The following is a 23,313-nucleotide window of genomic DNA, read 5'->3' as shown; positions in this document are numbered from 1 at the left end:
TCATGTCGAGCACTCATCCTTCGCACGCCCAACATCGCAAACCGCTGCTTCTCACCGACTCCGGTATGGAGACCTATCTCATCTTCCACGAAGGCTTCGAGCTGCCGCTCTTCGCCTCCTACCCGTTGCTCGGTACGGCCGAAGGTCGCAAGCGGCTGCGGACCTATTATCGTCGGCACATGATTATCGCCGCAGACTGCGGAATGGGCTTTGTACTGGAATCGCCCACCTGGCGGGCGAGCCGTCGTTGGGGCGAACAGCTCGGCCACGATGCGGTCGAACTCCGCCGCTTCAACCTTGACGCGATCGCGCTTCTGTCGGACCTTCGGGCCGAGGCACCTCAGGGTAAGCCCTGCATCGTCTCCGGCAATATTGGTCCGCGTGGTGATGGTTACCGGCCCGACGAGACTCTCACCGCCGAGGAGGCTGAGGCCTACCACGCCGAACAAATTGGCTGGTTCGCCGAGACGGATGCCGACATCGTCAGCGCCTTTACCATCACGACCGTGGCCGAGGCCGTCGGGATCATCAGGGCTGCGAAGAAGAAGTCCCTGCGAACCGTGGTCTCTTTCACGGTCGAGACCGACGGCCGCTTGCCAGACGGGACCCCGCTCGGCGAAGCCATCAAACGCACGGATGCGGAGACCGATGGTGCTGCGGAATATCTGATGATCAACTGCGCCCATCCGGACCATTTCCGACATGCGGTTGCGGCGGGAGCGAAATGGCTCGAACGCATTGGCGGTATTCGCGCCAACGCCTCACGGCTTAGCCATGCGGAGCTCGATGCGGCGGAAGAACTTGACGACGGCAATCCGGCCGAACTCGCCGGCGCCTATGACGAGCTTCTCGACATGCTCCCGAACTTGCGTGTTCTCGGCGGATGCTGCGGGACCGATCATCGACACGTTGCAGCGATCGCTTCGGCCTGCCGTCATCACAACCCCCAGGGAGTGCCCGTCTGAGGCGGACGGGAACAGGTGAAGGAGCCGCGGCGGTCAGATGCGCCCCTTTCCGTCAAGCCCCGGCTCACCATGGATCGAAACCGCATGCCTTGAGCTTGACCCGAGCGGCCCCCGGCAAACTGGCGACGCGATCTCCCCCTGCCGCGTTGCCGGCACCATTGCCCCTATTTACCAGAGCTACCCGGCGGCGAGCTCCAAAGGATCGCCGACCAAGATACGCACCCCCGTGACCGACGCGTTCGGTCTTTCGATTCCCATCATCAGTGCCGGCATTGCGATGGTCGCAGGGCCTGCCGGCTCGGGCAACATCGGTGCACTCACAAGGCGAAAGGATGGGATCCTGACGACCACACGCCTCGAATCCTTGCAGCGCGCCCATTATGGGCAACGAGGCGCTGTGTTTCTGACCCCACGCGATTGCTTGGATCGGAAAAGAGCGCCTAACCGCCTGCGACACCCAGCGCGTTCATTCCCTGGCCGACGAGGCGCTAAGCGATATCGGCCTGTCACAGTCCCAAAGTGACGCAGCCGTTCGATACGGTCGCAGTCGCTGATCGCCAGAAGAGATTTGAAAGGAGGTCGCTGGCAACGCCGGTGGCCATTCTGCTGTTTCAGGACGTGCGCATCCAAGACACTCGAAGGTTCTGCAAACTCCCGCGCGATCATGACCTTCGGTGATCCGCCGGAACTCATGCTAACCGCGGTCGCGACGCGTCGCTGGGCTACCGCCCGGATCAAAGGAGGCGCGCGCTCGTCCATATCTGGCTCGAATCCTGCCAAATAGTCGACATAGCGGCGCTCAAAATGAGTCTTGTTGGCTTTGAAAGAGGAACGCACCGGGGTTCAAATGCTGTCGGATCCGATGCTGCCCGACAAGCCGAAAAGGTCTTTGTTATCTCGTTCGAGAACGTGTCGTGCCGAACCCGATCAAGCGGTGCAGTAATCGGACCGATCCTTGACCACCACGAACCATCTCGGATGGCATGCCAAGGGCTGCATCGGCGCTCCAGAACGTCGTACGAGAGCGATATGCCTTCGACGTGAGGACCGCGGGGACATCGGCGATTGGTCTCGGATCACCATCGCACCTGATAAGCAAGACCCCCTACGGGGTTCGATGAACAAGTTCGCTGTGGAACGAACGCGAAAACGCCCGGCGGATAAGACGACGATCGTCGCTTCTTCCGCCGAGCGTTTTTCCTTGGCCTGCAAATCAAACCGGGTTCGAAGAGCAGCAGTCTCCGCGAGTGCTGCGGTTCACCTTTCCCGACCACGCAGCCCTAGCGTCCGCGCGCGATCGCCTCGCGCTCCTCTTCCTCGGCCTGATCGCGGAAATAATCCGATCCCGGGACAAGGACCTTGTACTTTGCCGGCGCCCGAGCCGGATAGCCGAATGTCAGCTCGTCTGAGAGCGTCGTATCTCGGCTTTCTGCCAAGCCGTTACTCCGGGCGATGGCGGAGCGCGCCTGCTCTTCGAGCGCGCGCACGGTTGCTTCCGAACCGGGGATCTTCGGATTGGCTTCGGCAAGCGTGACCGAGCCGGAAACAGCGACCAGTGCGGCGGCGGCGGCGAGAATGAAGCGTTGCATTCGATTTCTCCTTCGATGAATGGAAGCCGGAAAAGCGGACTATCCCGTCTTCGGCTCCGCCGTTTTTCGTGGCGGTGATGCCGTTATCGATGGGAGGCGTGAACGCTGAGACGCGCCAGGCGTTAAAAAAACGCTAAATAAATTTTTCTTGGCAATCTTGAAGGCAGAACACGTCAGGTCGCCCCATTCGAAGATCGGCGCTTTGGAACGGACATGAAGCGAGGTCGAAACCGAGAGCATGTCAACAACCGCGCCACGGGACGCTCGTCATTCTAGATCTCGCGAACGATATCTCGCGAACATAGATATGTTGCTCAAAGCAGTAACGGTCTCAAGAAGAAGTGCTCTTATCAGTCTACCTAGGAATGCTGCGTCCCGAATATCCGCGGGCGGTCAAAATGTCTGAAGGACTGTAACGACCGGAATGGACGCAAAGGAGAGAGCCTGTCCCCAGTGTGGGCGAAATTCGGTAACAGGGGCCTCTTCGAATTGTATGGCGTCGCTGGAATTAGCCCTAACCGGACGCTTGTCGTGCAGCGCTCCTATGTTTCCTTGCAAGGATCGCAGTCTGGAATGCATTACAATGAAAGACTTTAAGGTTCGTGGTTTGGCTTGGCTTGGCTTGGCTTGGGCAGGTTCCATTTTTTTGGGCCAACAGGTTCTCTACGGCATCCATGCGCAAGACCGGTTCGTCCTCGACGACGAGCACTATTGGCTTCACTGATTTTTTGTGATCCCGCATATCAACCGGCAAATACTCAGGATTGCTGTAACAGGGCGAGGGGCGCTTTCATGACGACCGCAAGTCCTGTGTCCGCGTAACTCGTTTCAACCCCGCCGGTTCCCGTCAGGCCGATGCGGATCAGGCGGGAGCCAAACCCGCGTCGGCCCCTCGGTTCGCGAGCGGGTGGCCCGCCGCTTTCGCTCCAACGGAAGACGAACTCTGCTTCGTCACGGGGTCCCTCGATCGACCATAAAATCTCGACCTTGCCCTCCGGTACCGAGAGCGCACCGTACTTGAGGGCATTCGTACCCAGTTCGTGGATGATGAGGGAGAAGGTGAGTGCTGCCTTGGCTCCGAGGCGGAGATCGGACCCTTTGAAGTCGATACTTTCCGATCGTTCAAAGGGCGCAAGAACCGCTTTCACGATTTCCCGGACCCGCGCAGACGTCCAGCTCTTCTGAAGAAGAACGTCATGCGCGACGGAGAGCGATTGGATGCGGTTCGAAAACGCCTCGACCGCGTCCCTTTCCGAGACCCCGCGAAGCGTCTGGGAGGCAATCGCCTGCACCATGGCAAGCGTGTTCTTGAGGCGGTGGCTCAGTTCCTGGTTGAGGACCTCCTGCTGCGCCTCGGCCTCGATCTGCGCAATGGCGGCCTGGGTTCTGTCGGCGATCTGCCGAATGAACCAGAGTTCGTCGTCGCTCCATTCGTGCGGCTTTATGTGCTGCACGAAGACGACCAGTACGAGGCGTCCGCCTTGAACTACCGGCATGTTCAAGAGTGCGCCGATATCGATCTTTGCGAATTCTTCGGCAGCGTCGGCCGTCCGGACATCGGCTCGTACATCGGGTATAACGACCGTCTCGCCGCGCTTCAGGTTCTCGATGAAGGAACCGAAGTTTCGAAACGCGTGCGTTCCTGCGATGGAAGCGACGCCTGGCTTGCGCGTCTCAGGTCGGATGAGAATGGTCTCGCTGTCGACATCGACCGAACCGAACCCGATGCGATCGTGAGCGAGACCGCCGGCAAGACTCGCCGTCGCCCTGCGAACGATCTCGTCGACATCGCGGACGTCACGCAACCTCCCGCCGAGTTCGGCAAGCGCTGTCTGACGACGTATCTGACGTTCCCGTTCCGTGACGTCCGACCCGTCGATGAAGATGCCTGTGACCTCGCCGTTCAGGTCTCGTACTGGCTGACAGACGAAATCCACGTAAATATCGGTGGAGGGATTGTCGGAGTTTGGCTGAGAGCGAAAGGGCGCAGCCTCGGCGACAAAGGTCTCTCCGGTCCGGAAGACTTGATCGAGAATAGCGATCACGCCCTGTTCGGCAGCGTCCGGGAGCGCCTCGGTGACAGTACGTCCAAGGACCTCTCTGTTTCCGACCATCCGTCGGTAGGCCTGATTAACGTATTCGTAGCGATGATCGGGACCGCGCAGCATCGCCATGAAACTCGGAGCCTGCTCGAACATCTCCACCATCCGGCGGCGATCTTCTTCTGCCCTCGTTCGGGCTTCGGCCGCCTGCCGAAGGAGATTGTCGCGCTGCCCGACCGCGAGACGCATTTCCAGAAGGGCGACAACCTGATCGGCGAGTTTCTTCAGGTCCTCCGCCTGATTTACAGAAAAACCCTGAGGCCGCGAGACCACGTCGATGATGCAGAGCGTGCCGAGGACATGACCGTCTGGCGTCACAAGCGGGGCGCCGGCGTAGAAGCGGATCTTCGGTTCACCGGTCACCAGGGTGTTCGACGCGGTGCGAAGGTCCTTCGTCAGATCGGGAATAACGAGAACGTCGCGGCTCGACAAAGCGTGAGCGCAGACGGATTGAGCGATCGGCGTTTCGGACAACTCGAAGCCTGAGCGCGCCTTGAACCACTGCCGATGCCGATCAACGAGACTGACGAGTGCGACCGGCACGTCGAAAAGGCGGCGAGCAAGATGTACGATGTCGTCGAAGCCCTTTTCCGGCGGCGTGTCGAGGATGTCGTACCGATCCAGAGCGGCAAGGCGGATCGGATCGAGAAGGCGAGTGGAGACACTCTCTTCAGGTTCGGATTGAGCCGACGCCTCTTCCGAGTTGGACCGTTTGGACTCGACACGATCGTAGTTCTGCACCGACCTGCCTTCTTCGAAGTGTATCCGTCAAAGTGCCTAACCGATCACGAACTAAAAACGAAGACGTTATCGCGCAGAGATCGAACGAGAATTCGTCTAGTCGGCCACCGGCACTTTCGAGCCGGCGACCTTCTTCTCAAACTACCGGACGCTACAGACCTGCAAGATAAAGTCAGGCGGCCTGGTTTTCGGGCGCGACGACCATCGAGCGATAGCTTTCGATGATCGCCATGAACTCGTCTCGCTCCTGCTTGGGAACGCCGACCTGGAAGAGCGTCTGCTTGATCGCCGTATAGACGTTGTCGAATTCGTCATGATCTACCTTCAAATGCGCGTGGCTCTCACGCATGTCGCGGCCTGGATAGATCTTCGGCCCGCCGGTCTCCTGAACGGACCAGGCGGTGACCAGGAACTTGAAGCCGGCCTCGCCGCCCTGTTCGTGAAAATGCCGGACAGCCGGATTCTTATTGGCATTCTCATTGGTGTAGAGACGATCGACAAGGTCGTCGACGGCCCCGGCTATGCCGTAGATGCCGCCGAGACGGTCGTAGAGCGATTTGGCTTCGTTCATGTTGGACATGGTTTTCCTCCCTGGTTTGCGACGGACTACGGTTTTTGCGGTCCGTCGAGCACCGCCGCCTCCTCGCGGCGGATCTCTTCGATCGTGCGGCTTTCGTTCTTGAAAAGCTGTGCCGAGAGCGAGCGGAGCTGCTCTCGAAGCTCGGCGAGCGGGGTATCCGAAAGACCGGTGCGGCACTGGACGAGAGCCTGTGCATCGGCGGCGACCGCTTCGAGAGCCATGCCGCGTTCGGAAAGGCGAACATGGATGACGCGCCGGTCCTCGCTATTCCGCATCCGTTCGACGAAGCCGGACTTTTCGAGACGGTCGAGCAGCGGCGTGACACTGTTCGGCGTGAGTTCGAGACGTTTTGCGATAGCGCTCACGGTGGATGTGCCGTCCTGCCAAAGCACCAGCATCACCAGATACTGCGGATATGTCAGATCGATCTGGCCGAGAAGCGGAGCATAGCTGCGGGTAATCGCGTTTGCCGCCGCATAGAGCGCGAAGCAGAGTTGGTCGTCGAGTCTCAGGTGATCGCCACTGGACATTGTTCGTATCCGAATAATTCAGACACGAAGTAATCACGAACGAGGCCTGTCGTCCAGCCCTGTATCTCTCACCACTCCGCAATAACGCCGAACGACTGGATCGACCGTATGGGTCTACCTGTCGGTCGTCAGCTCAAGTCGAGCAACTCGCTTTTGACGCATGGAGATGACCGAAACTCGGCCGTCGACCTGTCCGGCTAAACCCGTGTCCCGTTCCTGAAGCACATCCTCTGACCGATGAAACGGATGTGGAGTGACAGTAGACGCGATCGTTCGACCATTGGTTTGGCAGCTCACGGTCGAGATTCCCGCATGATCGAGAACGCCTTCAGGAGCCCATTCCAGGCTCACGGCTAATTGTAACCTCCGCGATTACCGCTCCAGTACGACCGACTACGTCACTCGGCGGTCACGCGCCAGATGACGTCTCCGACATCGTCAGCCATCAGCAGCGATTTGCCGTCCGGGCCGATCGCAACGCCGACGGGGCGCCCATAGGCGAGTTTCTCGTCCTCGGAAAGGAAGCCGGACAAAATATCGCGAGCCGGTCCGTTAGGCGCGCCATTAGCGAAGGGCACGAAGATCAGCTTGTAGCCACTGAGCGTCGAGCGGTTCCAAGATCCGTGCTGGCCGATCACCATGCCCTCGCCGTACCCCGGCAAGGTGCCGCCCGGCATCCAGCAGAGGCCGAGCGAAGCCGTATGCCCGCCGAGAGCATAATCCGGCTGGATGGCCTGGGCGACGAGGTCCGGAGCCTGCGTGACACGATCGTCCACGGTCCTGCCCCAGTAGCAATAGGGCCAGCCGTAAAACCCACCTTCTTCGACGGACGTCAGGTAGTCAGGCGGCGTTTCGTCCCCGAGCCCATCGCGCTCGTTGACGACGGTCCAAAGCTTTCCCGTGACCGGCTCGAAGGCCATGCCGACCGGATTCCGAAGCCCGGAGGCGAAGACCCGCGCCTTTCCGGTGGCAACGTCCAGTTCCCAGATCGCCGCGCGACCTTCTTCCGCCGCCATCCCCTTGTCGCCGATATTGGATAGCGATCCGACGCCAGCGTAGATCCTCGCCCCGTCCGGCGAAACGATCAGGCTGCGGGTCCAGTGCCCGTGCGGCTTGAAGTCGACGAGCTTTTCACCAATGCCCGTGAGGCTTGTATCGCCTTGCCGGTAGTCGAAACATCGGATGCCGTCCGTGTTCCCGAGATAGAACCGGTTACCGACCAGCGCCATGCCGAAGGGCTGGTTCTGGTTCTCGACGAATATGTGCCGGACTTCGGCGACGCCGTCCCCGTTTGCGTCGCGCCAGAGGGTGACGCGATTGGCACTCTCGCCGATTGCATTCACCCGGCGCATCGTGGCCTGCTGAGCATGGTCCATGAGGGTGCGCGGCGTCTCCGGCTGTTCCTTCGACTCCGCCACGAGGACGTCGCCGTTCGGCAGGACCTCGATCCAGCGGGGATGATCGAGGTTCGACGCAAAGGCATTGACCTGAAGCCCCGGCGCGCAGGTGGGCAGGCGCCCCTCCTTCCAGCCCTCTGCGGCGGGAAGTTTCAGGGTCATGATTCCCTGTTTTCGCGCCTTTGGAATTTGGGGTGCCAGCCCGACGGCTTGATGCGAGGGAGAACCAAAGCGCCTGACGAACGCGACAGCGCCACCGACGACTTCAGTTGCCTTCGCGACAATTCCCATAGCCGACCGCCTTGTACCGAAGAGTATGTATGGAGAACACCAACAGCCTTGGAGTGTCGGCATCGCTATGCGGTTTTCGCCATGCCATGAGGCTACGTCAAGGCGTCTCAGCCTGTCCCATTGGCTCCAGCCATCCGAACATCAGGCAAGCGGGTCAAAGCTCGTTTAGCAGGACGGTTCATACACCTTCTCTCGGTGCGCTCACCGCGAACATGACTGCTTCCACCAATAAGTAGCGGGAAGGGTGATGACTGTAATAAGCCGGGCGCTGAACGACCGCTTAGTGCTGGGAATTTGCTCCGAAGCCGCCTGTCTTCTTTCGGCCCAGAACTTCCAAAAATCCACCGGGAGCGGACGCTGCCGCGAACTAGGATCAATGACCCTCTCGCGGCGGCGTTGGAAAAGCTGCGTTAAGTTGTTTCATCGCATGTCAATCATGCACCATGAAGGTCGAACCGGTTCTCGAACAACCCGAAGCTCTCTATCGCGGCCCGCAGCGACGAACGTTCTACCCGTCCCTTGTCGAGATCTCGTTTGCTGCACAATCTCGTAATTGACATCACCAAACCGAGATTCAGAAAAATCGCCTCACGGAGAATAATTCTTTCTTCTCAGTTGATTTCACATGCCGCATGTGGAATTGTTCGTTAGAGACAGTAAGGTTAGGAGGCTGTGATGTGTGGGATCGTCGGATTGTTTTTGAAGGACCGATCGCTCGAGAAAGAGCTCGGATGCTTTCTCTCTGACATGCTGGTGACCATGACCGATCGAGGGCCGGATTCGGCCGGCATTGCGATCTACGGTCAGGAAAAGGCAGGCTTCACAAAAGTTACCATCCAATCCGACACGCCGGACATCACGTTCGGTGATTTCGAGCGACGCCTCGGTGACCTTCTCGGTAAGAGTTCGGCGCTACGTCTTAAGGACAGTCATGCCGTTGCGGACGTTCCAAGCGATCGTGTGGCGGACGTTCGCGCGATGATCGACAATCTTCAGGGCGCAGTGCGCGTGATGAGTGTCGGCGAGACCATGGAAATCTACAAGGAGGTCGGCCTGCCGAAAGACGTCGTTTCGCGCTTCGGTATCCCCGCAATGTCGGGAACCCACGGGATCGGCCATACTAGGATGGCAACGGAGTCGGCTGTCACGACACTGGGCGCCCATCCGTTCTCCACCGGGGCAGACCAGTGCCTCGTTCACAACGGATCGCTATCGAACCACAACAATCTGCGGCGCGAGCTCAAGCAACTCGGTATGCGGTTCGAGACCCAGAACGATTCTGAGGTCGCCGCAGCTTACCTGACCGCGCGCATCAGGGAAGGTATGGATCTCGGCGAGGCGCTCACCAGCGCGCTCGACGACCTTGATGGGTTCTTCACCTTCGTTGTCGGAACCAAAACCGGTTTCGGCGTCCTACGCGATCCGATTGCCTGCAAGCCGGCTGTCATGGCCGAGACCGATCAGTATGTCGCCTTCGGCTCGGAGTTCCGCGCCCTTGTTGGCTTGCCGAACATCGACAACGCGCGGGTTTGGGAACCCGAGCCATCGTCGGTCTATTTCTGGGACCGCGAGACCAACGCCGCTCAGACCCTCGCTGCCTGATCCCCTACAAAGCTCCGGAGCCGACCTATGCCGACTTTCGATCTCGCGACGAGCGAGCTGCGGGACCTCAATTCCGCGCTTCATTCCATCCCGGCGGGCGCCAACGATCTGGAATACGAAATACTAAATCCGCGCGGTAGCCACGCTGTCGCGGTTGGATGCAGTCATCCGCTCAACATCAGCGTCATGGGGCCTGTCGGCTATTATTGCGGCGGCATGAACTCCGAGGCGACCATCAGCGTCAAAGGCTCGGCAGGCCCGGGCGTTGCCGAGAACATGATGTCCGGTATGGTTGTGATCGAGGGCGATGCCTCTCAATATGCGGGAGCGACGGGGCGAGGCGGAATGCTGGTCATCCGCGGAAATGCCGCGTCGCGCTGCGGCATCTCCATGAAGGGCATCGATATCGTTGTTGAAGGCAATATCGGACACATGTCCGCCTTCATGGGCCAGTCGGGTAATCTGGTTGTCCTCGGTGATGCTGGGGAAGCCCTTGGAGACTCCCTGTACGAGGCCAAGATTTTCGTGCGTGGCACGGTAAAGAGCCTCGGGGCCGACTGTATCGAGAAGGAGATGCGGCCAGAGCATCACGAACTTCTCGCGAGCCTTCTTCAAAAGGCAGGCGTTACCGGCGTCGAGACCAGTGAGTTCAAACGCTACGGCTCGGCCCGCACTCTTTATAATTTCGATATCGACAACGCCGACGCGTATTGAGGACTCCAACATGACCTATCACAATCCTCGCACGCCGCCTCGCAAGTCGTGGACGTTCGACGACCAGACCCTCGCGGAAATCAGGCGCGCTGCCGCTACAGGCATCTACGACATCCGCGGCGCGGGCGCCAAACGCAAGCTTCCCCATTTCGACGATTTGCTTTTCCTCGGTGCTTCCATGTCGCGCTATCCTCTCGAAGGGTATCGTGAGCGTTGCGACACCTCGGTCGACCTCGGCACCCGCTATGCCAAGAAGCCCATCCGCCTGAAGATCCCCATCACCATAGCCGGTATGAGCTTCGGCGCTTTGTCCGGCAATGCGAAAGAAGCGCTCGGACGCGGCGCGAGCGCGGCAGGCACCTCTACCACCACCGGCGACGGAGGCATGACAGACGAGGAGCGAGGCCATTCCGAGACCCTGGTCTATCAGTACCTGCCATCGCGCTACGGCATGAACCCGACCGATCTGCGCCGTGCGGATGCGATCGAAATCGTGGTCGGCCAGGGTGCGAAGCCTGGCGGCGGTGGCATGCTGCTTGGCCAGAAGATCTCCGATCGCGTTGCGCAGATGCGCACCCTGCCAAAGGGAATCGACCAGCGCTCGGCCTGCCGGCATCCCGATTGGACCGGACCCGACGATTTGGAGATCAAGATACTCGAGATCCGCGAGATAACTGATTGGGAAAAGCCGATCTACATCAAGGTCGGCGGGGCACGACCCTATTACGACACGGCGCTCGCGGTGAAAGCGGGTGCTGACGTCGTTGTGCTTGACGGCATGCAGGGCGGTACCGCCGCGACGCAAGACGTATTTATCGAGAACGTAGGCCAGCCGACGCTCGCTTGCATTCGCCCTGCTGTACAAGCGCTTCAGGACCTCGGCATGCACCGCAAGGTCCAACTTATCGTGTCTGGCGGCATCCGTTCAGGCGCAGACGTCGCAAAAGCGATGGCCCTCGGCGCGGATGCCGTATCGATTGGCAGCGCCGCCATGGTGGCCTTAGGCGACAACGATCCTCAGTACGAGGAAGAATACAACCGACTTGGCACCACCGCCGGTGCCTACGACGACTGGCATGAGGGGAAAGATCCAGCCGGCATTACAACGCAGGACCCGGAGTTGGCCTCACGTCTCGATCCTGTTGCAGCAGGGCGGCGGCTCGCCAATTATCTCAAAGTCATGACCCTAGAGGCGCAGACGATCGCCCGGGCCTGCGGCCACAACGACCTCCACAATCTCGAGCCTGAGGATCTGTGTGCCCTCACCATCGAGGCAGCAGCGATGGCTCAGGTCCCGCTTGCTGGAACCGATTGGATTCCTGGCAAGAACCGCTTTTAAGATCCCTCCTCCGGATTGGGCCGGATGGTTCGGCCCGAACGGCTGAAACCTCAACGCTTCGAAACCAGGAGAACCCATGACCCTCAGTCTGTCTGCATTTGCCCAAGAACGGGGTGTCAAATACTTCATGATCAGCTTCACGGACCTTTTCGGCGCCCAGCGCGCCAAGCTGGTTCCGGCAGAAGCGATCGACGACATGCAGAAGGACGGAGCGGGTTTCGCGGGGTTCGCAACGTGGTTGGATCTCACGCCCGCCCATCCCGACCTGTTCGCGATGCCTGACGGAGATGCCGCAATTCAGCTTCCCTGGAAGCCGGAGGTTGCTTGGGTACCGGCGGACTGTGTGATGGAGGACAAACCTGTCGCACAGGCACCGCGCGTGGTTTTGAAACGGCTCGTCGATCAGGCCGCCGATGAGGGGCTCCGGGTCAAGACGGGAGTCGAGGCAGAATTCTTTCTGATCACTCCGAACGGCGAGAGGATATCGGACGAATTCGATACCGCCGTCAAACCATGCTACGATCAGCAGGCGGTCATGCGACGCTACGACGTCATCGCCGAAATCTGCGACCATATGCTTTCGCTCGGGTGGAAGCCCTACCAGAACGATCATGAGGATGCGAACGGCCAGTTCGAGATGAACTGGGAGTATGACGACGCGCTCGCGACCGCCGACAAGCACTCTTTCTTCAAGTTCATGGTCCGCTCGGTCGCCGAGAAACACGGACTGCGTGCGACCTTCATGCCGAAGCCGTTCACCGACCTCACCGGCAACGGCTGTCATTGCCACATCTCGGTTTGGAACAAAGACAGCTCGGTCAATGCCTTCGCCGATAAGGATGCACCGTTCGGCTTGTCGGCAAAAGGCAAGACGTTCCTCGGCGGCATTATGAGACACGGTCCCGCGCTCGCCGCCATCACCAATCCGACCGTCAACTCTTACAAGCGTATCAACGCGCCGCGCACCACGTCCGGGGCGACCTGGGCGCCAAACGCTATTACCTGGACCGGCAACAATCGCACCCATATGGTCCGCGTTCCCGGACCGGGTCGTTTCGAATTGCGCCTGCCGGACGGCGCGGCCAACCCCTATCTCCTTCAAGCTGTAATCATCGCTGCTGGCCTGAGCGGCATGAAGGCGAACGCCGATCCCGGACCGCATAGCGACCTCAATATGTATGAGGAAGGCCATCGCGCGAAGAACACGCCGCGCCTTCCGCTGAACCTTCTCGATGCATTGAGAGCGCTCGAACGCGATGAGCCGTTTTGCGAGGCGCTCGGAGGCGAATTCGTATCTTCTTACCTCAAGAAGAAGCGCGAAGAATGGACGAGCTATGCGAGCGCAATCACGCAGTGGGAACATGACAACACGCTCGACATCTAGGCGGAGCGGGTGAAGGAGGCCAAAACTTCTGCCACTGAATTGTGAGCTCGCGGAACCCTTCGGCTCTCGCTTGGAAACACCGAACCATCGAGCGAACTGAAGGATGTGGTCGGCCAGGCCCCCGTTGACCTGCCCCCTTCGAAAGGTCGGTGCTTCCAACACCGGTGATCTTATAGAAGGGGGCAGGATCGGACCGGGGCGTCCAAAGGTTCGTGGCGCCCCGGCCATCCTCCGTTATCGGAAGCGCTTGGCAGATAAGGTCTCAACTTTTGCGCGACCCAGCGGTGCGCTTGGTGGTGCGGAACACCTGTAAAGCAACGCTATGCAACAGTCGAAGCGCCCAACGTAGCGCTGCCATCACGGCCTTCCGCCATAAAGTCGGCAGAACCTTTCAGGGTGACATCGTCTTTTCAGAGAGATGGTTTTCCGAAGAAGTCGTTTGACAAAAGCGAAATGCTTTTTGATACTCAAGAGCAACTATTATTCTTGTGAATATGGGAGCCGGGTTCGTTGTCCGACATCAAGAGCCGTCCGATCTGGGGCCGCATCCGACCCGTCGCACATGCCGCCCGCCACTTTGTGTGCTGTGAGGGATCAAGTGCGGCGCGACATGTCGCGGAGACGTTTTCGCCCAATGCGGAGGCTTTGAAGCAGGTGACTATCCTTTACGGCAACACTGATCGGAATGAAGAGGCTGGCCATACGCTCGATGCTCTCGGCGCCGAGGCCAGCCTGCATTATCCGACCCGGCAGACACTTCTTATATCCTTCAAGGCACATCTAAAGCGCCTGCATATGGGCGCGCAGATTTATCTCTGCGGGCCGGAAGCGTTTCTGAACGAAGCGACGGCGATCGCGGAAAGCCACGGCGTCCTTAAGGAGGCTGTCCAAACCGAACTTTGCGGCGCAAACGCCCGTCGCGTCCAGTGCGTCCACTGCAAGGGTCTGATCGAGAACGTCGCCTACACGCCGATCGCATGTGAGCATTGCGGGGTGAACCTCATGGTGCGCGATCACTATTCACGCCGTCTCGGCGCGTTCATGGGAGTGTGCGTCGATGCCGAGGCGCCCGGCGATCTTCCTGCCAGAGAGAGTTTCTAGACTATGGCCGGAGAATCCTTTCTCGTCCGCGTGACCCACGCCGATCCGGTAACCACCTCTGTCAAGCGCCTTCGCATGCAGGCGATCGATGGTAAGACGCTTCCGCCGGCCTCAGCGGGATCCCATATCATTCTGACGCTTAAGACGCCGAACCGCCTACTGAAAAACGCCTATTCGCTGCTGCCCTCTAGCCTCGACGGTGGAACGTACGAGGTAGCTGTCCTGCGCACCGAGGATTCGCGCGGCGGCTCGACCTTCGTCCATGATGCGCTTTCCGAAGGCTCGGAACTCACGATCTCCACCCCCGTCAACCTTTTCCCGATCAACCGGCGAGCGCGTCACCATGTGCTGGTTGCAGGCGGGATCGGTATCACGCCGATTGCGGCTATGGCGGAAGAGCTGTTCCGGGACAATCGATCCTTCGAACTCCATTACTGCATCCGCAATGAACCGAACGGGGCATTCCTGAAAGACCTACAGGCACGTTATGGGGAGCGCGTGCATCTATACCATAGCGACATCGGCGAACGGTTCGGCGTCGCGAAGGCTTTACCCCAGCAAAGAATAGATACGCATCTCTATGTCTGCGGCCCCGAGGGCATGATCGGGGCGGTCCTCAACGATGCGTCGGCCTTGGGTTGGTTGCAAGAAAACCTTCATGCCGAGCGTTTCCTTTCTCCGGGAGGTGGCGACCCCTTCGATGTCGTTCTGCGCCGCTCAGACATCGAAGTGACCGTCGGCGAGCATGAAAGTCTTCTCGAGGCTATCGAAAGGGTGGGTGTCGACGCGCCGCATCTTTGTCGTGGAGGCGCTTGCGGCCAATGCCGCTGCTCCGTCGTCGAAAAAGACGGAATCATCCAGCACCGTGATCACTATCTCACTCAAGAAGAGCGAGAGGCCGGGGACGCGATCATGACCTGTGTCTCGCGGCTGAAGGGCCAGCGTCTCGAGCTCGATCTCTGATGGGAACAGTGCGGTCTCCCGAAGTAGCCGCGCGCCACCTCCTACTGGTCTCGCATCTCATTTCATGGAGGCCGCACAGTGCCTTCTGGCCCAACGCACAGACGACAAGGAGCCATCTTTATGAGCCTTTCAACGATCGAAGTTGACGACGTTCGTCATGAGTTCAATAGCGAGACGTTCCGCGACGACTACACATTCTCCAACAGTCCCGAAGCGATCGCCCGCTTTCCATTCCCATTCGATCGTGACGAGTATATGTATGCTGTCAATATTGAGCAGCATATGCCGGGACCGCCGAAATCGGCGACCGAATTTCCCATCGACATCGATGAGCACTACGTCGCCGAAATGGCAGATCGCGCTCGGGTCCTGAAGGAGGATCCACTGCGCTGTCAGTCCCTGCCGCATATGCTAATGGCTGAATGGGATCTCCTCGACCTTCTAATGACCTCCATGGCGCGCGACTATCCGAGATGGTTCTCGCTTGAGCGCGATGGACGCAAGTGGCACTGGATCAATCGCCCGCTCGGTATCGAACAGCGCTTCGTATTCGGCGATCCGACGACCCTGCCGCAGGGTCCGATGGAATACGTGACACGGCAGTGCCAGGGCGACTTCTGCCTTCTCGACCAGCGCGACAACAATCTTTGGCTCGATGCTGGCATCGTCACCAGCCAGGCCGACTGGTCGCTCGACTTCGACCTCGGCATGAACTTCATCGAGTGGCATGGACCGGTCCCGCTCGCGCATAACATGAATATCTTCGACCGCGCCCTGAAGTTTCTGATGAACCTCCAGCAAGGCCGACCCGTCCGCCGCCTGAATTGGACGATGACCGTCAATCCCCGGCTCGACACGAGCCCGGAGAACTATCACCGCTGGGGTATCGATCGCACCACCGTGACGCCCGAAAACGTCGGCGACAAGGTACATCTGCGCGTCGAGCTTCAAGCGCTTTGGCGGCTGCCTCGCTCCAACGCGATCGTGTTCTCGATCCGTTGCTACCTGATCAAGATGGGCGAGCTCGTAACACAGCCCAAATGGGCGCGTCGTATCCACCGGGTGCTGCGTGACCTTCCCCCCGAACTCGCAGAATACAAGGGCCTGACCAACTATCGGGCGGCAACACTCGAATGGCTATCGCAGTATGACGATGGTGCTCCAACCTCGCCCGGTTTCTACCCGGACTGAGACGACCTGCGAGCGAAAACCTTTCCGGCGACCGCAATCGCAGCGCCCTGCGAGACATGCCGAGCCCGCGATCGGCTGGGGGTAAAGTTAGAGACAATTCAAACGTGGAGGAAACCATGACAGACGCCCGCAATTCCGCCCTCAACGAGCGTCACAAGGCGCTCGGCTCGAAGCTTTCCGAATCCTGGAACGGCATGCCATTGCCGGACACATATAACACCGATCCCGACGACGAGGTGGTTGCGGTCCGATCTAGCGCGGGCCTCTTCGACGTCTCGGCCCTGCGTATGATCAACGTGTCCGGCAAGGACAGCGAGGCCGTTCTCAACGCCATGTTGACGTCTGATATCGCCAAGATGAAGCCCGGTCAGTCTGCGATCTCCAACATCGTCGACGAAAACGGCTCACTCATCGACGATGTTCTCGTTTATCGTGACGGCGAGGACGTGTTCCGTCTTTCACACGGAGGTGGCAGCCTCGAAGACGTGATCGATGGCTTTTTTTCCGGCAAGGAAGCTAAATGGGAGAAGGACGACGATGTCCATATCCTGTCCCTACAGGGGCCCAAATCGAGAGAGATTCTCGATCCACATACCGCGATAGACTTGAAGTCGATTCACTATTTCGAACATCGCAAGACCGACCTGTTCGGCCGGTCTGTTTCCATCGGCCGGGGCGGTTATTCAGCGGAGCTCGGTTATGAGGTCTTCTGCAAGGCGGAAGATGCCGTCTATCTTTGGGACGAAATCCTGAAGGCCGGACAACCTTTCGGAGCCATCCCCGTTTCCTGGGCCTGCCTCGACATCGTCCGCGTAGAAGGCGCGCTTCTTTTCTTCCCTTATGACATGCCGCAGGGGGATACGACTCCATGGGAGGTCGGGGCAGACTGGACCGTCGATCTCGACAAGTCCGACTTTCACGGCAAGGAAGCGTTGGTGCGGCGGAAGAACGAGATACGCGTCTCTCAGGTCGGACTCGAAATCGATGCTCATCAGGCCATCGAGCCAGGCGCCAAGCTCTTCAAGGGGGATCGGGAGGTGGGTTCGGTCAATAGTACGACCTACAGCCGCTACCTGGAGAAATCACTGGCACTCGGCCATGTAGAGCCAGACCTCTCGGACTTCGGCACGGCCCTGACGGTGCGAAGTGAGAAGGGCTCTTTCGACGCACATATCGTGCGCACGCCATTCTATGATCCGATGAGGGTTCGCACGCATCCGCTCGAAGAACGGGCGTGACTTCGCATTACGGCGCGCTACAGCGGGAATGGCGGACTTCCTGAGGCCCGCCTAACCTGTCTGCGACCCTGCCCTCATGCTGCAAATCGGTAAGTAGGAACCATCAGCTTCCCTTCCGGAGATTCTTCATGCGCGTCCAGCCGCTCAACGAGCTGGACGTCCCACGTCACACATTCATTGTGTCGCCCGCATGCTCGATGCTGGGATGCCGGTAAATGACGGCGAACGCCTGCGCCATTGCAAACGAACACGTCCCGATATCGTTACCTTTATCGAAAGACGTGCGTCGATACTGTTTTTAAATAGAAAATGACGTTCGCCGATCCCACAGTGTCTTCGTCGCGTGAGTTAATCTGCAAGTCTTCTATACACTCGTCCGAGCGGCTACGAAATTTCTACTTGCAAATTGGTTCGGTCTGGTTCTGAATGTGTCTGGGAAAAATTTGTTCTTCGGAAGAAATTTTCCGGCTCTGTAGTTACGACATCGTCACGCAAGTGCCGAGCGGACAGGAAGAGTGCCCGCGAAGGACGAGGTCGAAACGAATTAGACTCGAAAGCTAGTATCTACGGGAGGACCCATGGGATCGAATATCGAAGCGCTGACGACGTTATTTACTGAGTTCTATTACTGGGTGACCGTCGTCTTTATGTTTCTGATCCATGTGGGTTTTTGCCTCTACGAAGTGGCGGCAAGCAGGCGACGCAATCACCTGCATACCCTTATGAAGAATACCATGTGCATTCCGCTCGTCACCATCACGTTCTTTTTCTTTGGATGGTGGATCTATTTCGCTTTTCCAAACGGCCCCTTCATTACCGGCGGCATCGATTTCGAAGCTGCGACCGGCGCGCGCGCCTTCGATCCAGCAATGGGCACAAACCTGCAAGATCACATTAACGGCGTCTTTTGGGCCGCCTTCCTCCTATTTTCGTGGACAGCTGCATCCATCGTATCTGGATCGGTTATCGAGCGGATCCGTTCTGGTGCGTTCTGGATTCTCGCCGTCACAATCGGTTCGCTTGCGTGGATTATCGACGCGGCGTGGGGCTGGCACTCGGCCGGCTGGATGGTCAAGCTGCTCGGCTATCATGACGCCTACGCGTCGGGCGTCATTCACGCTATCGCAGGCGGGTTCGCTCTCGGCATCCTCATCGTGCTTGGACCCCGTCTGGGTAAGTTCGCCGCCGACGGCACGCCGCGGGACATTCCGCCCCACAACACTTGGCTCGCAACGCTCGGCCTCTTCCTTATCTACACTGGCTTCTGGGGTTTTTACGCCGCCTGCAACATCCCAATCATTTCACCGGAAGGTATCGGCGGTGAGATCACCGGCGCCACATGGACAGCAACCAACATCTACCTCGCGCCAACCACACTTTCTGCGATTACATTCAACTTCCTGATGTCGCTATCAGGCGGTCTTTTGATGGGTTACGTAGTCTCCAAGGGAGACGCTTTCTGGACGTACTCGGCCGGCCTTGCTGGAATTATCGCGGCCTCGGCCGGCAACGATCTATACCATCCGATCCAAGCGATGTTCATCGGTGCGATCGGAGCCTTCGCGGCCTATCGACTGCACTACTTCGTTGAGCGCCGTTTCAAGATCGACGACGCCGTCGGTGCAGTTGCAGTGCATGGCTATGCCGGCTTCATCGGCGTGGTGATCGCCGGCTTCATGCTCTGGGGCCAGCCCTCTTCGCCATATGCAGGCTATGCTGCGATTAATCCGCTGGGCAACTTCATCGGTGCGATCATCATGTTCGGGCTTTTGGGGTTCCTGCCCGGTTTCGTGGTAGCGAAAATCCTTCACGGCTTCGGCATGCTGCGCATACCGGCAAAGGTCGAACTTGAAGGCCTCGATTTTCAGGCTTCGCAAGCCTACGAGGCGGCGATCCGCGATGTTCAGGGAGCTGAAACATCATTGGTCTCATCGAAAACCTAATCACCTAAAGTGCGGCGGACGAGACTTGAACTGCTTTTCTCAAATCTCGTCCGTCCAGGACCAAACACGAAAGGAATACGAGCTATGTCTTCGAACGGAATGACGAGTTGGGCGGTTGATCTTGCCGATGTCGGTGCAGTTTATCCGTTCCAGGGAACCGAATTCATACTCTATATTGCTGGTCTGGTTTTCTGGATCTGGTGGCACGTTGCGCAGATCCGCGCCGAGAGCAGGGAGGTCCGGTACGAGATCGGGGCTGATACGACCGGTGAAGCGACGCGCCGGGCGATTGCAGCCTACTGACGCCCCGCGCGACTTAAGACGCGTCTCGACAGCAACTCAGAGAGCGTTGCGCGGAATCGCGGCGCTTTATCGTTCGTTGCGGTCCTGCGGATAGCAGATGATCGAAAGGTAGATGCAGGGGAGCCTAATGAAGTCTTCCGGCCCATGCGGCGCATCTGCATCGAAGAAGAAACTATCGCCGGGCTGCATATGGACTCGCGTATCAGCGTGTCGATAAACGAACTCGCCTTCCAGCATATAAAGGAATTCGAGCCCGTCGTGCTGGAAGGTCGGGAACACGTCTGATTCCTTCGACAGCGTAATAAGATAGGGCTCGACTGTGACGCCGCTCAGATTGTTTCCGATATGGCCGAGCAAGTTGTATTGGTGCCCTGCCCGCGTCCCTCGCCGTTCGAGCTCGACTCCCTCGCCAGCCTTCACGAACACCGCGCTGCGCTGCTGTTCAAACCCTTTGAAAAATCCGGTGATCGGCACACCGAGCGCCTGGGACAACGACTGTAAAGTTGCAAGCGAGGGTGAAATGTTACCGCGCTCGATCTTTGAAAGCATTCCGAGGGACATTCCGGTGGCAGAAGCAAGATCACCAATGGTCAGTCCATGCTGGCGCCGATGATGGCGCACCTCGCGCCCTATTGCGCTCTCGAGCCGCTTTTCGGTGACTGGCTTAACGGCATGCGGATCCTGCCGCAGCTTCGTCTGCGTTCCACTGGCCTCAGTGTGCGATGCGTCATCTACTGCTTTGGCTTCAGCACCCAAGTCTTCTAATTTTCTTTTTGCGGGCATTTTGTCTCCGAAGGAGTTCGTCGCGTTCAGCTTTGCGGTGTTTCGAACGGTTTTGGCCTATCGGGCAGCAGGTATCACAAGGACTCTGTCCGATCGACAGGTTTCCCCTGAAGAAAGTTGAGTGACCTCTCGTCCCGAGGGCCGTGACCGTAGCGGGATTTGTAGGCTCGCGAAAAGTAGCTGGCGCTCGCGAAGCCCGACGCAATCCCGATTTCGGCAACGGAAAGCCGTGTCTGGCGCAGAAGGCGTTGGGCGTGATGAAGCCGAATTGTCAGGTAGTAGCGATCGACCGTCGTCTTCATTTGTTTTTCGAACAAGCGTTCGAGTTGACGGATCGAAACGCCGGCGAGTTCAGCAAGGCGCTCGCGCGGCAGGGGATGCTCCACGTTTTCCTCGATCGCCTGGATGACGTTCGACAGGGCGACACTAGGGAGGCCGAAGCGTTCGAAACGCGTCATCAGTTGCGCAGTGGCGCCTGTGCGCACATGGCTCTGAAGGAACCATTCGCTGACAGCAGCCGCTAGCTCTCCACCGTGGGTCTTCGCTATCACTGCATGCATCATGTCGAGAGCGGAAATCCCGCCGGCGCAGGTGAGACGACCCCGATCGATTTCGTAGATCGAGGATGTGAGCCGTGGTTGTGCGAAAGCCTCTGCGAAGGCGGGCGCATGCTCCCAATGGATAGTGCAACGATAGCCGTCGAGAAGACCGGCTGAGGCAAGGACGAATGGCCCGCCCGAAACACCCGCAAGCCACGTGCCGCGCCGCGCGAGCCTTCTAAGCCATGCGAAAGTCGGCTCATGATCGAAGGTCGAAGGATTGCCGGCAGCGCAGACGACGAGGCCGTCGTAGTCCTCCGCCTCGCCGATCGCGTGATCCGCCTCGAAGGAAAGACCTGTCGAGGCTTCGACGCGCAGGTCCTCCACCGCGACGTGGCGCCAGGAATAGAGCGTTCGGCCGGAGAGGATATTGGCGGCCCGGAACGGTTCGATCGCGGAGGCGTAGGACATCGTCGCGAAGTACGGCACTAGGAGGAAGCCGAGCCGCTCTGGTCTTAGGTCGTCTTGTGCCGACACCATCTTCACTCCCTACGGCATGCCTCTCTCACGCTTATCGAGCCTTACGATGCCACGCCGTTTAATATGCCATTAGTGTCGCCATAAGTCATGTAAGGGTCGTCACTGGTCAAGTTTTACATTGCAGTGAGCGCATGGTGCTTCAGACGCGGAATCTTGAATTTCGCCTGTGTAAAGGACGACTTTGCGAGATCATGCGCTATTCCGCCTTCTCCCTGTTTCGCGAGACGCTGAACAAGCACCGTGGTTGGAAGCCCACGTGGCGCGACGCGACGCCGAAATCGACTTATGATGTCATCATCATTGGCGGAGGCGGTCATGGCCTTGCGACCGCTTATTATCTCGCGAAGGAACACGGCCTCACCAACATTGCCGTTCTCGAGAAGGGTTGGCTGGGCTCCGGCAACATCGGGCGTAACACTACGATCATTCGCTCGAATTATCTCCTTCCAGGCAACCAAGCATTCTACGAGTTGTCCATGAAGTTGTGGGAAGGGCTTGAACAGGAGCTCAATTACAATGCCATGGTCAGTCAGCGCGGCGTTCTGAACCTCTTCCACTCGGACGGTCAGCGTGACACCTATGCGCGACGGGCCAATTCGATGCGTCTGCACGGCGTTCATTCGGCACTGCTCGATGCCGATGAAGTGCGCCGGATGGTGCCGATACTCGGATTCGAAGAAGCACGCTTTCCGATCAAGGGCGGGCTCTGGCAGGCACGCGGAGGAACGGCTCGTCACGACGCGGTCGCCTGGGGCTATGCCCATGCAGCCGATATGCGGGGGGTCGACATCGTTCAGAACTGCCAAGTAACCGGGTTCCTCCGCGAAGGCGGGCGCGTCGTCGGCGTTGAAACGAGCCGTGGCAAGATCCGAGCCCGCAAAGTGGGTATGTCGGTTGCCGGTTCCTCATCCCGCGTGGCGGCGATGGCCGATCTGCGCCTTCCGATCGAGAGCCAGGTTCTTCAGGCCTTCGTCTCCGAAGGAATCAAGCCGAAGATACCCTGCGTCGTCACCTATGGTGCGGGGCATTTCTATATCTCCCAGTCCGACAAGGGCGGTCTCGTCTTCGGGGGCGATCTCGACGGCTACAATTCCTATGCTCAGCGCGGCAATCTTCCGACCGTCGAACACGTCCTCGAGGCCGGTATGTCGATGATGCCATCGATCGGTCGTGTGCGAATGCTGCGCTCGTGGGGCGGCATCATGGACATGACAATGGATGGCTCGCCAATTATCGACCGGACGCCGGTCGAGGGCCTCTATCTCAATGGCGGATGGTGCTATGGCGGCTTCAAGGCGACCCCTGCAGCAGGATGGTGCTTCGCACATCTGATCGCACGCAATGAGCCGCACCCGTCGGCCGCTGCCATGCGCCTCGACCGCTTCGCCACAGGTCACATCCTCAACGAGAACGGCCGCGGCGCTCAACCTAACCTCCACTGATCGGTGCGGCTCGCCCAAACACGACGTTCTGTTCGC

The 23,313-nt window shown here is 59.0% G+C and carries 19 protein-coding genes; 12 read left to right on the top strand and 7 right to left on the bottom strand.

What is annotated here, in order from left to right; translation table 11 throughout:
* The first annotated feature begins 2 nt into the window (after positions 1–2).
* On the top strand, positions 3–965 hold the full coding sequence (locus FP2506_RS15390) for a homocysteine S-methyltransferase family protein (RefSeq protein ID WP_040489184.1): 963 nt from the start codon (positions 3–5) through the stop codon (positions 963–965).
* Between the two features lie 1,280 nt (positions 966–2,245).
* On the opposite strand, the gene FP2506_RS15385 is transcribed toward FP2506_RS15390, so the two are convergent.
* The 5 genes from FP2506_RS15385 to FP2506_RS15360 all read right to left on the bottom strand — a co-directional run bounded on the left by FP2506_RS15385 (position 2,246) and on the right by FP2506_RS15360 (position 8,195).
* Positions 2,246–2,554 (bottom strand): hypothetical protein, encoded by a 309-nt coding sequence (locus tag FP2506_RS15385; protein ID WP_007068486.1) that lies wholly within the window; start codon positions 2,552–2,554, stop codon positions 2,246–2,248.
* Between the two features lie 758 nt (positions 2,555–3,312).
* Entirely contained in the window at positions 3,313–5,397 is a 2,085-nt protein-coding gene (locus FP2506_RS15375) for a GAF domain-containing protein (RefSeq protein ID WP_007068483.1), read from the bottom strand.
* 172 nt (positions 5,398–5,569) lie between these two features.
* Positions 5,570–5,977, bottom strand: a complete 408-nt coding sequence (locus FP2506_RS15370) for a group I truncated hemoglobin (RefSeq protein WP_007068482.1) — start codon at positions 5,975–5,977, stop codon at positions 5,570–5,572.
* 26 nt (positions 5,978–6,003) lie between these two features.
* Positions 6,004–6,507, bottom strand: coding sequence for a MarR family winged helix-turn-helix transcriptional regulator (locus tag FP2506_RS15365; protein ID WP_007068481.1), 504 nt, complete (start codon positions 6,505–6,507; stop codon positions 6,004–6,006).
* Between the two features lie 398 nt (positions 6,508–6,905).
* On the bottom strand, positions 6,906–8,195 hold the full coding sequence (locus tag FP2506_RS15360; protein ID WP_007068480.1) for a PQQ-dependent sugar dehydrogenase: 1,290 nt from the start codon (positions 8,193–8,195) through the stop codon (positions 6,906–6,908).
* A gap of 675 nt (positions 8,196–8,870) precedes the next feature.
* Here FP2506_RS15360 and FP2506_RS15355 point away from each other — a divergent pair.
* From FP2506_RS15355 to FP2506_RS15310, 10 genes are all read left to right on the top strand, one after another.
* Positions 8,871–9,797: a class II glutamine amidotransferase gene (locus FP2506_RS15355; protein WP_007068478.1), complete on the top strand. Its 927-nt coding sequence runs from the start codon at positions 8,871–8,873 to the stop codon at positions 9,795–9,797.
* Positions 9,798–9,824: 27 nt separating this feature from the next.
* The gene (locus FP2506_RS15350; protein ID WP_007068477.1) at positions 9,825–10,511 is read left to right on the top strand and encodes a GltB/FmdC/FwdC-like GXGXG domain-containing protein; all 687 of its coding nucleotides are present in this window, start codon (positions 9,825–9,827) and stop codon (positions 10,509–10,511) included.
* A gap of 10 nt (positions 10,512–10,521) precedes the next feature.
* The gene (locus FP2506_RS15345) at positions 10,522–11,850 is read left to right on the top strand and encodes an FMN-binding glutamate synthase family protein (protein ID WP_007068476.1); all 1,329 of its coding nucleotides are present in this window, start codon (positions 10,522–10,524) and stop codon (positions 11,848–11,850) included.
* Between the two features lie 76 nt (positions 11,851–11,926).
* Positions 11,927–13,234 carry a type III glutamate--ammonia ligase gene (gene glnT, locus FP2506_RS15340; RefSeq protein WP_007068475.1) on the top strand — a complete coding sequence of 436 codons (1,308 nt, stop codon included), beginning with the start codon at positions 11,927–11,929 and terminating at the stop codon, positions 13,232–13,234.
* Between the two features lie 510 nt (positions 13,235–13,744).
* Positions 13,745–14,335, top strand: coding sequence for a dimethylamine monooxygenase subunit DmmA family protein (locus FP2506_RS15335; RefSeq protein WP_007068474.1), 591 nt, complete (start codon positions 13,745–13,747; stop codon positions 14,333–14,335).
* Positions 14,336–14,338: 3 nt separating this feature from the next.
* Positions 14,339–15,298 (top strand): PDR/VanB family oxidoreductase, encoded by a 960-nt coding sequence (locus tag FP2506_RS15330; protein WP_007068473.1) that lies wholly within the window; start codon positions 14,339–14,341, stop codon positions 15,296–15,298.
* Positions 15,299–15,418: 120 nt separating this feature from the next.
* On the top strand, positions 15,419–16,489 hold the full coding sequence (locus FP2506_RS15325; protein WP_050765092.1) for a heme-dependent oxidative N-demethylase family protein: 1,071 nt from the start codon (positions 15,419–15,421) through the stop codon (positions 16,487–16,489).
* Positions 16,490–16,605: 116 nt separating this feature from the next.
* Positions 16,606–17,727: an aminomethyl transferase family protein gene (locus tag FP2506_RS15320; RefSeq protein ID WP_007068470.1), complete on the top strand. Its 1,122-nt coding sequence runs from the start codon at positions 16,606–16,608 to the stop codon at positions 17,725–17,727.
* A 578-nt stretch (positions 17,728–18,305) separates the two neighbouring features.
* Complete coding sequence (locus FP2506_RS15315) at positions 18,306–19,670, top strand: ammonium transporter (protein ID WP_007068468.1); 1,365 nt, start codon at positions 18,306–18,308, stop codon at positions 19,668–19,670.
* Between the two features lie 84 nt (positions 19,671–19,754).
* Positions 19,755–19,973 (top strand): hypothetical protein, encoded by a 219-nt coding sequence (locus FP2506_RS15310; protein WP_040489183.1) that lies wholly within the window; start codon positions 19,755–19,757, stop codon positions 19,971–19,973.
* A gap of 66 nt (positions 19,974–20,039) precedes the next feature.
* Here the strand turns inward: FP2506_RS15310 and FP2506_RS15305 are convergent, their stop codons facing one another.
* Together FP2506_RS15305 and FP2506_RS15300 are read right to left on the bottom strand one after the other, a co-directional pair.
* Positions 20,040–20,756: a helix-turn-helix domain-containing protein gene (locus FP2506_RS15305; RefSeq protein ID WP_081448359.1), complete on the bottom strand. Its 717-nt coding sequence runs from the start codon at positions 20,754–20,756 to the stop codon at positions 20,040–20,042.
* A gap of 74 nt (positions 20,757–20,830) precedes the next feature.
* On the bottom strand, positions 20,831–21,835 hold the full coding sequence (locus tag FP2506_RS15300; RefSeq protein WP_050765091.1) for a GlxA family transcriptional regulator: 1,005 nt from the start codon (positions 21,833–21,835) through the stop codon (positions 20,831–20,833).
* Between the two features lie 191 nt (positions 21,836–22,026).
* On the opposite strand from FP2506_RS15300, the gene FP2506_RS15295 reads away from it, so the two are divergent.
* Complete coding sequence (locus FP2506_RS15295) at positions 22,027–23,277, top strand: sarcosine oxidase subunit beta family protein (protein ID WP_007068463.1); 1,251 nt, start codon at positions 22,027–22,029, stop codon at positions 23,275–23,277.
* Positions 23,278–23,313: the final 36 nt, after the last annotated feature.

Source organism: Fulvimarina pelagi HTCC2506 (assembly GCF_000153705.1).
Classification (GTDB): Bacteria; Pseudomonadota; Alphaproteobacteria; order Rhizobiales; family Rhizobiaceae; genus Fulvimarina; species Fulvimarina pelagi.
This window is presented reverse-complemented; position numbering and strand designations above follow the sequence as displayed.

What these genes read in the sequence shown, in the direction of transcription:
- FP2506_RS15390 (WP_040489184.1), top strand. Translation starts at nt 3, where the DNA reads ATGTCGAGCACTCATCCTTCGCACGCCCAACATCGCAAACCGCTGCTT.
- FP2506_RS15385 (WP_007068486.1), bottom strand. Translation starts at nt 2,554, where the DNA reads ATGCAACGCTTCATTCTCGCCGCCGCCGCCGCACTGGTCGCTGTTTCC.
- FP2506_RS15370 (WP_007068482.1), bottom strand. Translation starts at nt 5,977, where the DNA reads ATGTCCAACATGAACGAAGCCAAATCGCTCTACGACCGTCTCGGCGGC.
- FP2506_RS15365 (WP_007068481.1), bottom strand. Translation starts at nt 6,507, where the DNA reads ATGTCCAGTGGCGATCACCTGAGACTCGACGACCAACTCTGCTTCGCG.
- FP2506_RS15360 (WP_007068480.1), bottom strand. Translation starts at nt 8,195, where the DNA reads ATGGGAATTGTCGCGAAGGCAACTGAAGTCGTCGGTGGCGCTGTCGCG.
- FP2506_RS15355 (WP_007068478.1), top strand. Translation starts at nt 8,871, where the DNA reads ATGTGTGGGATCGTCGGATTGTTTTTGAAGGACCGATCGCTCGAGAAA.
- FP2506_RS15350 (WP_007068477.1), top strand. Translation starts at nt 9,825, where the DNA reads ATGCCGACTTTCGATCTCGCGACGAGCGAGCTGCGGGACCTCAATTCC.
- FP2506_RS15345 (WP_007068476.1), top strand. Translation starts at nt 10,522, where the DNA reads ATGACCTATCACAATCCTCGCACGCCGCCTCGCAAGTCGTGGACGTTC.
- glnT (WP_007068475.1), top strand. Translation starts at nt 11,927, where the DNA reads ATGACCCTCAGTCTGTCTGCATTTGCCCAAGAACGGGGTGTCAAATAC.
- FP2506_RS15330 (WP_007068473.1), top strand. Translation starts at nt 14,339, where the DNA reads ATGGCCGGAGAATCCTTTCTCGTCCGCGTGACCCACGCCGATCCGGTA.
- FP2506_RS15325 (WP_050765092.1), top strand. Translation starts at nt 15,419, where the DNA reads ATGAGCCTTTCAACGATCGAAGTTGACGACGTTCGTCATGAGTTCAAT.
- FP2506_RS15320 (WP_007068470.1), top strand. Translation starts at nt 16,606, where the DNA reads ATGACAGACGCCCGCAATTCCGCCCTCAACGAGCGTCACAAGGCGCTC.
- FP2506_RS15315 (WP_007068468.1), top strand. Translation starts at nt 18,306, where the DNA reads ATGGGATCGAATATCGAAGCGCTGACGACGTTATTTACTGAGTTCTAT.
- FP2506_RS15310 (WP_040489183.1), top strand. Translation starts at nt 19,755, where the DNA reads ATGTCTTCGAACGGAATGACGAGTTGGGCGGTTGATCTTGCCGATGTC.
- FP2506_RS15305 (WP_081448359.1), bottom strand. Translation starts at nt 20,756, where the DNA reads ATGCCCGCAAAAAGAAAATTAGAAGACTTGGGTGCTGAAGCCAAAGCA.
- FP2506_RS15300 (WP_050765091.1), bottom strand. Translation starts at nt 21,835, where the DNA reads ATGGTGTCGGCACAAGACGACCTAAGACCAGAGCGGCTCGGCTTCCTC.
- FP2506_RS15295 (WP_007068463.1), top strand. Translation starts at nt 22,027, where the DNA reads ATGCGCTATTCCGCCTTCTCCCTGTTTCGCGAGACGCTGAACAAGCAC.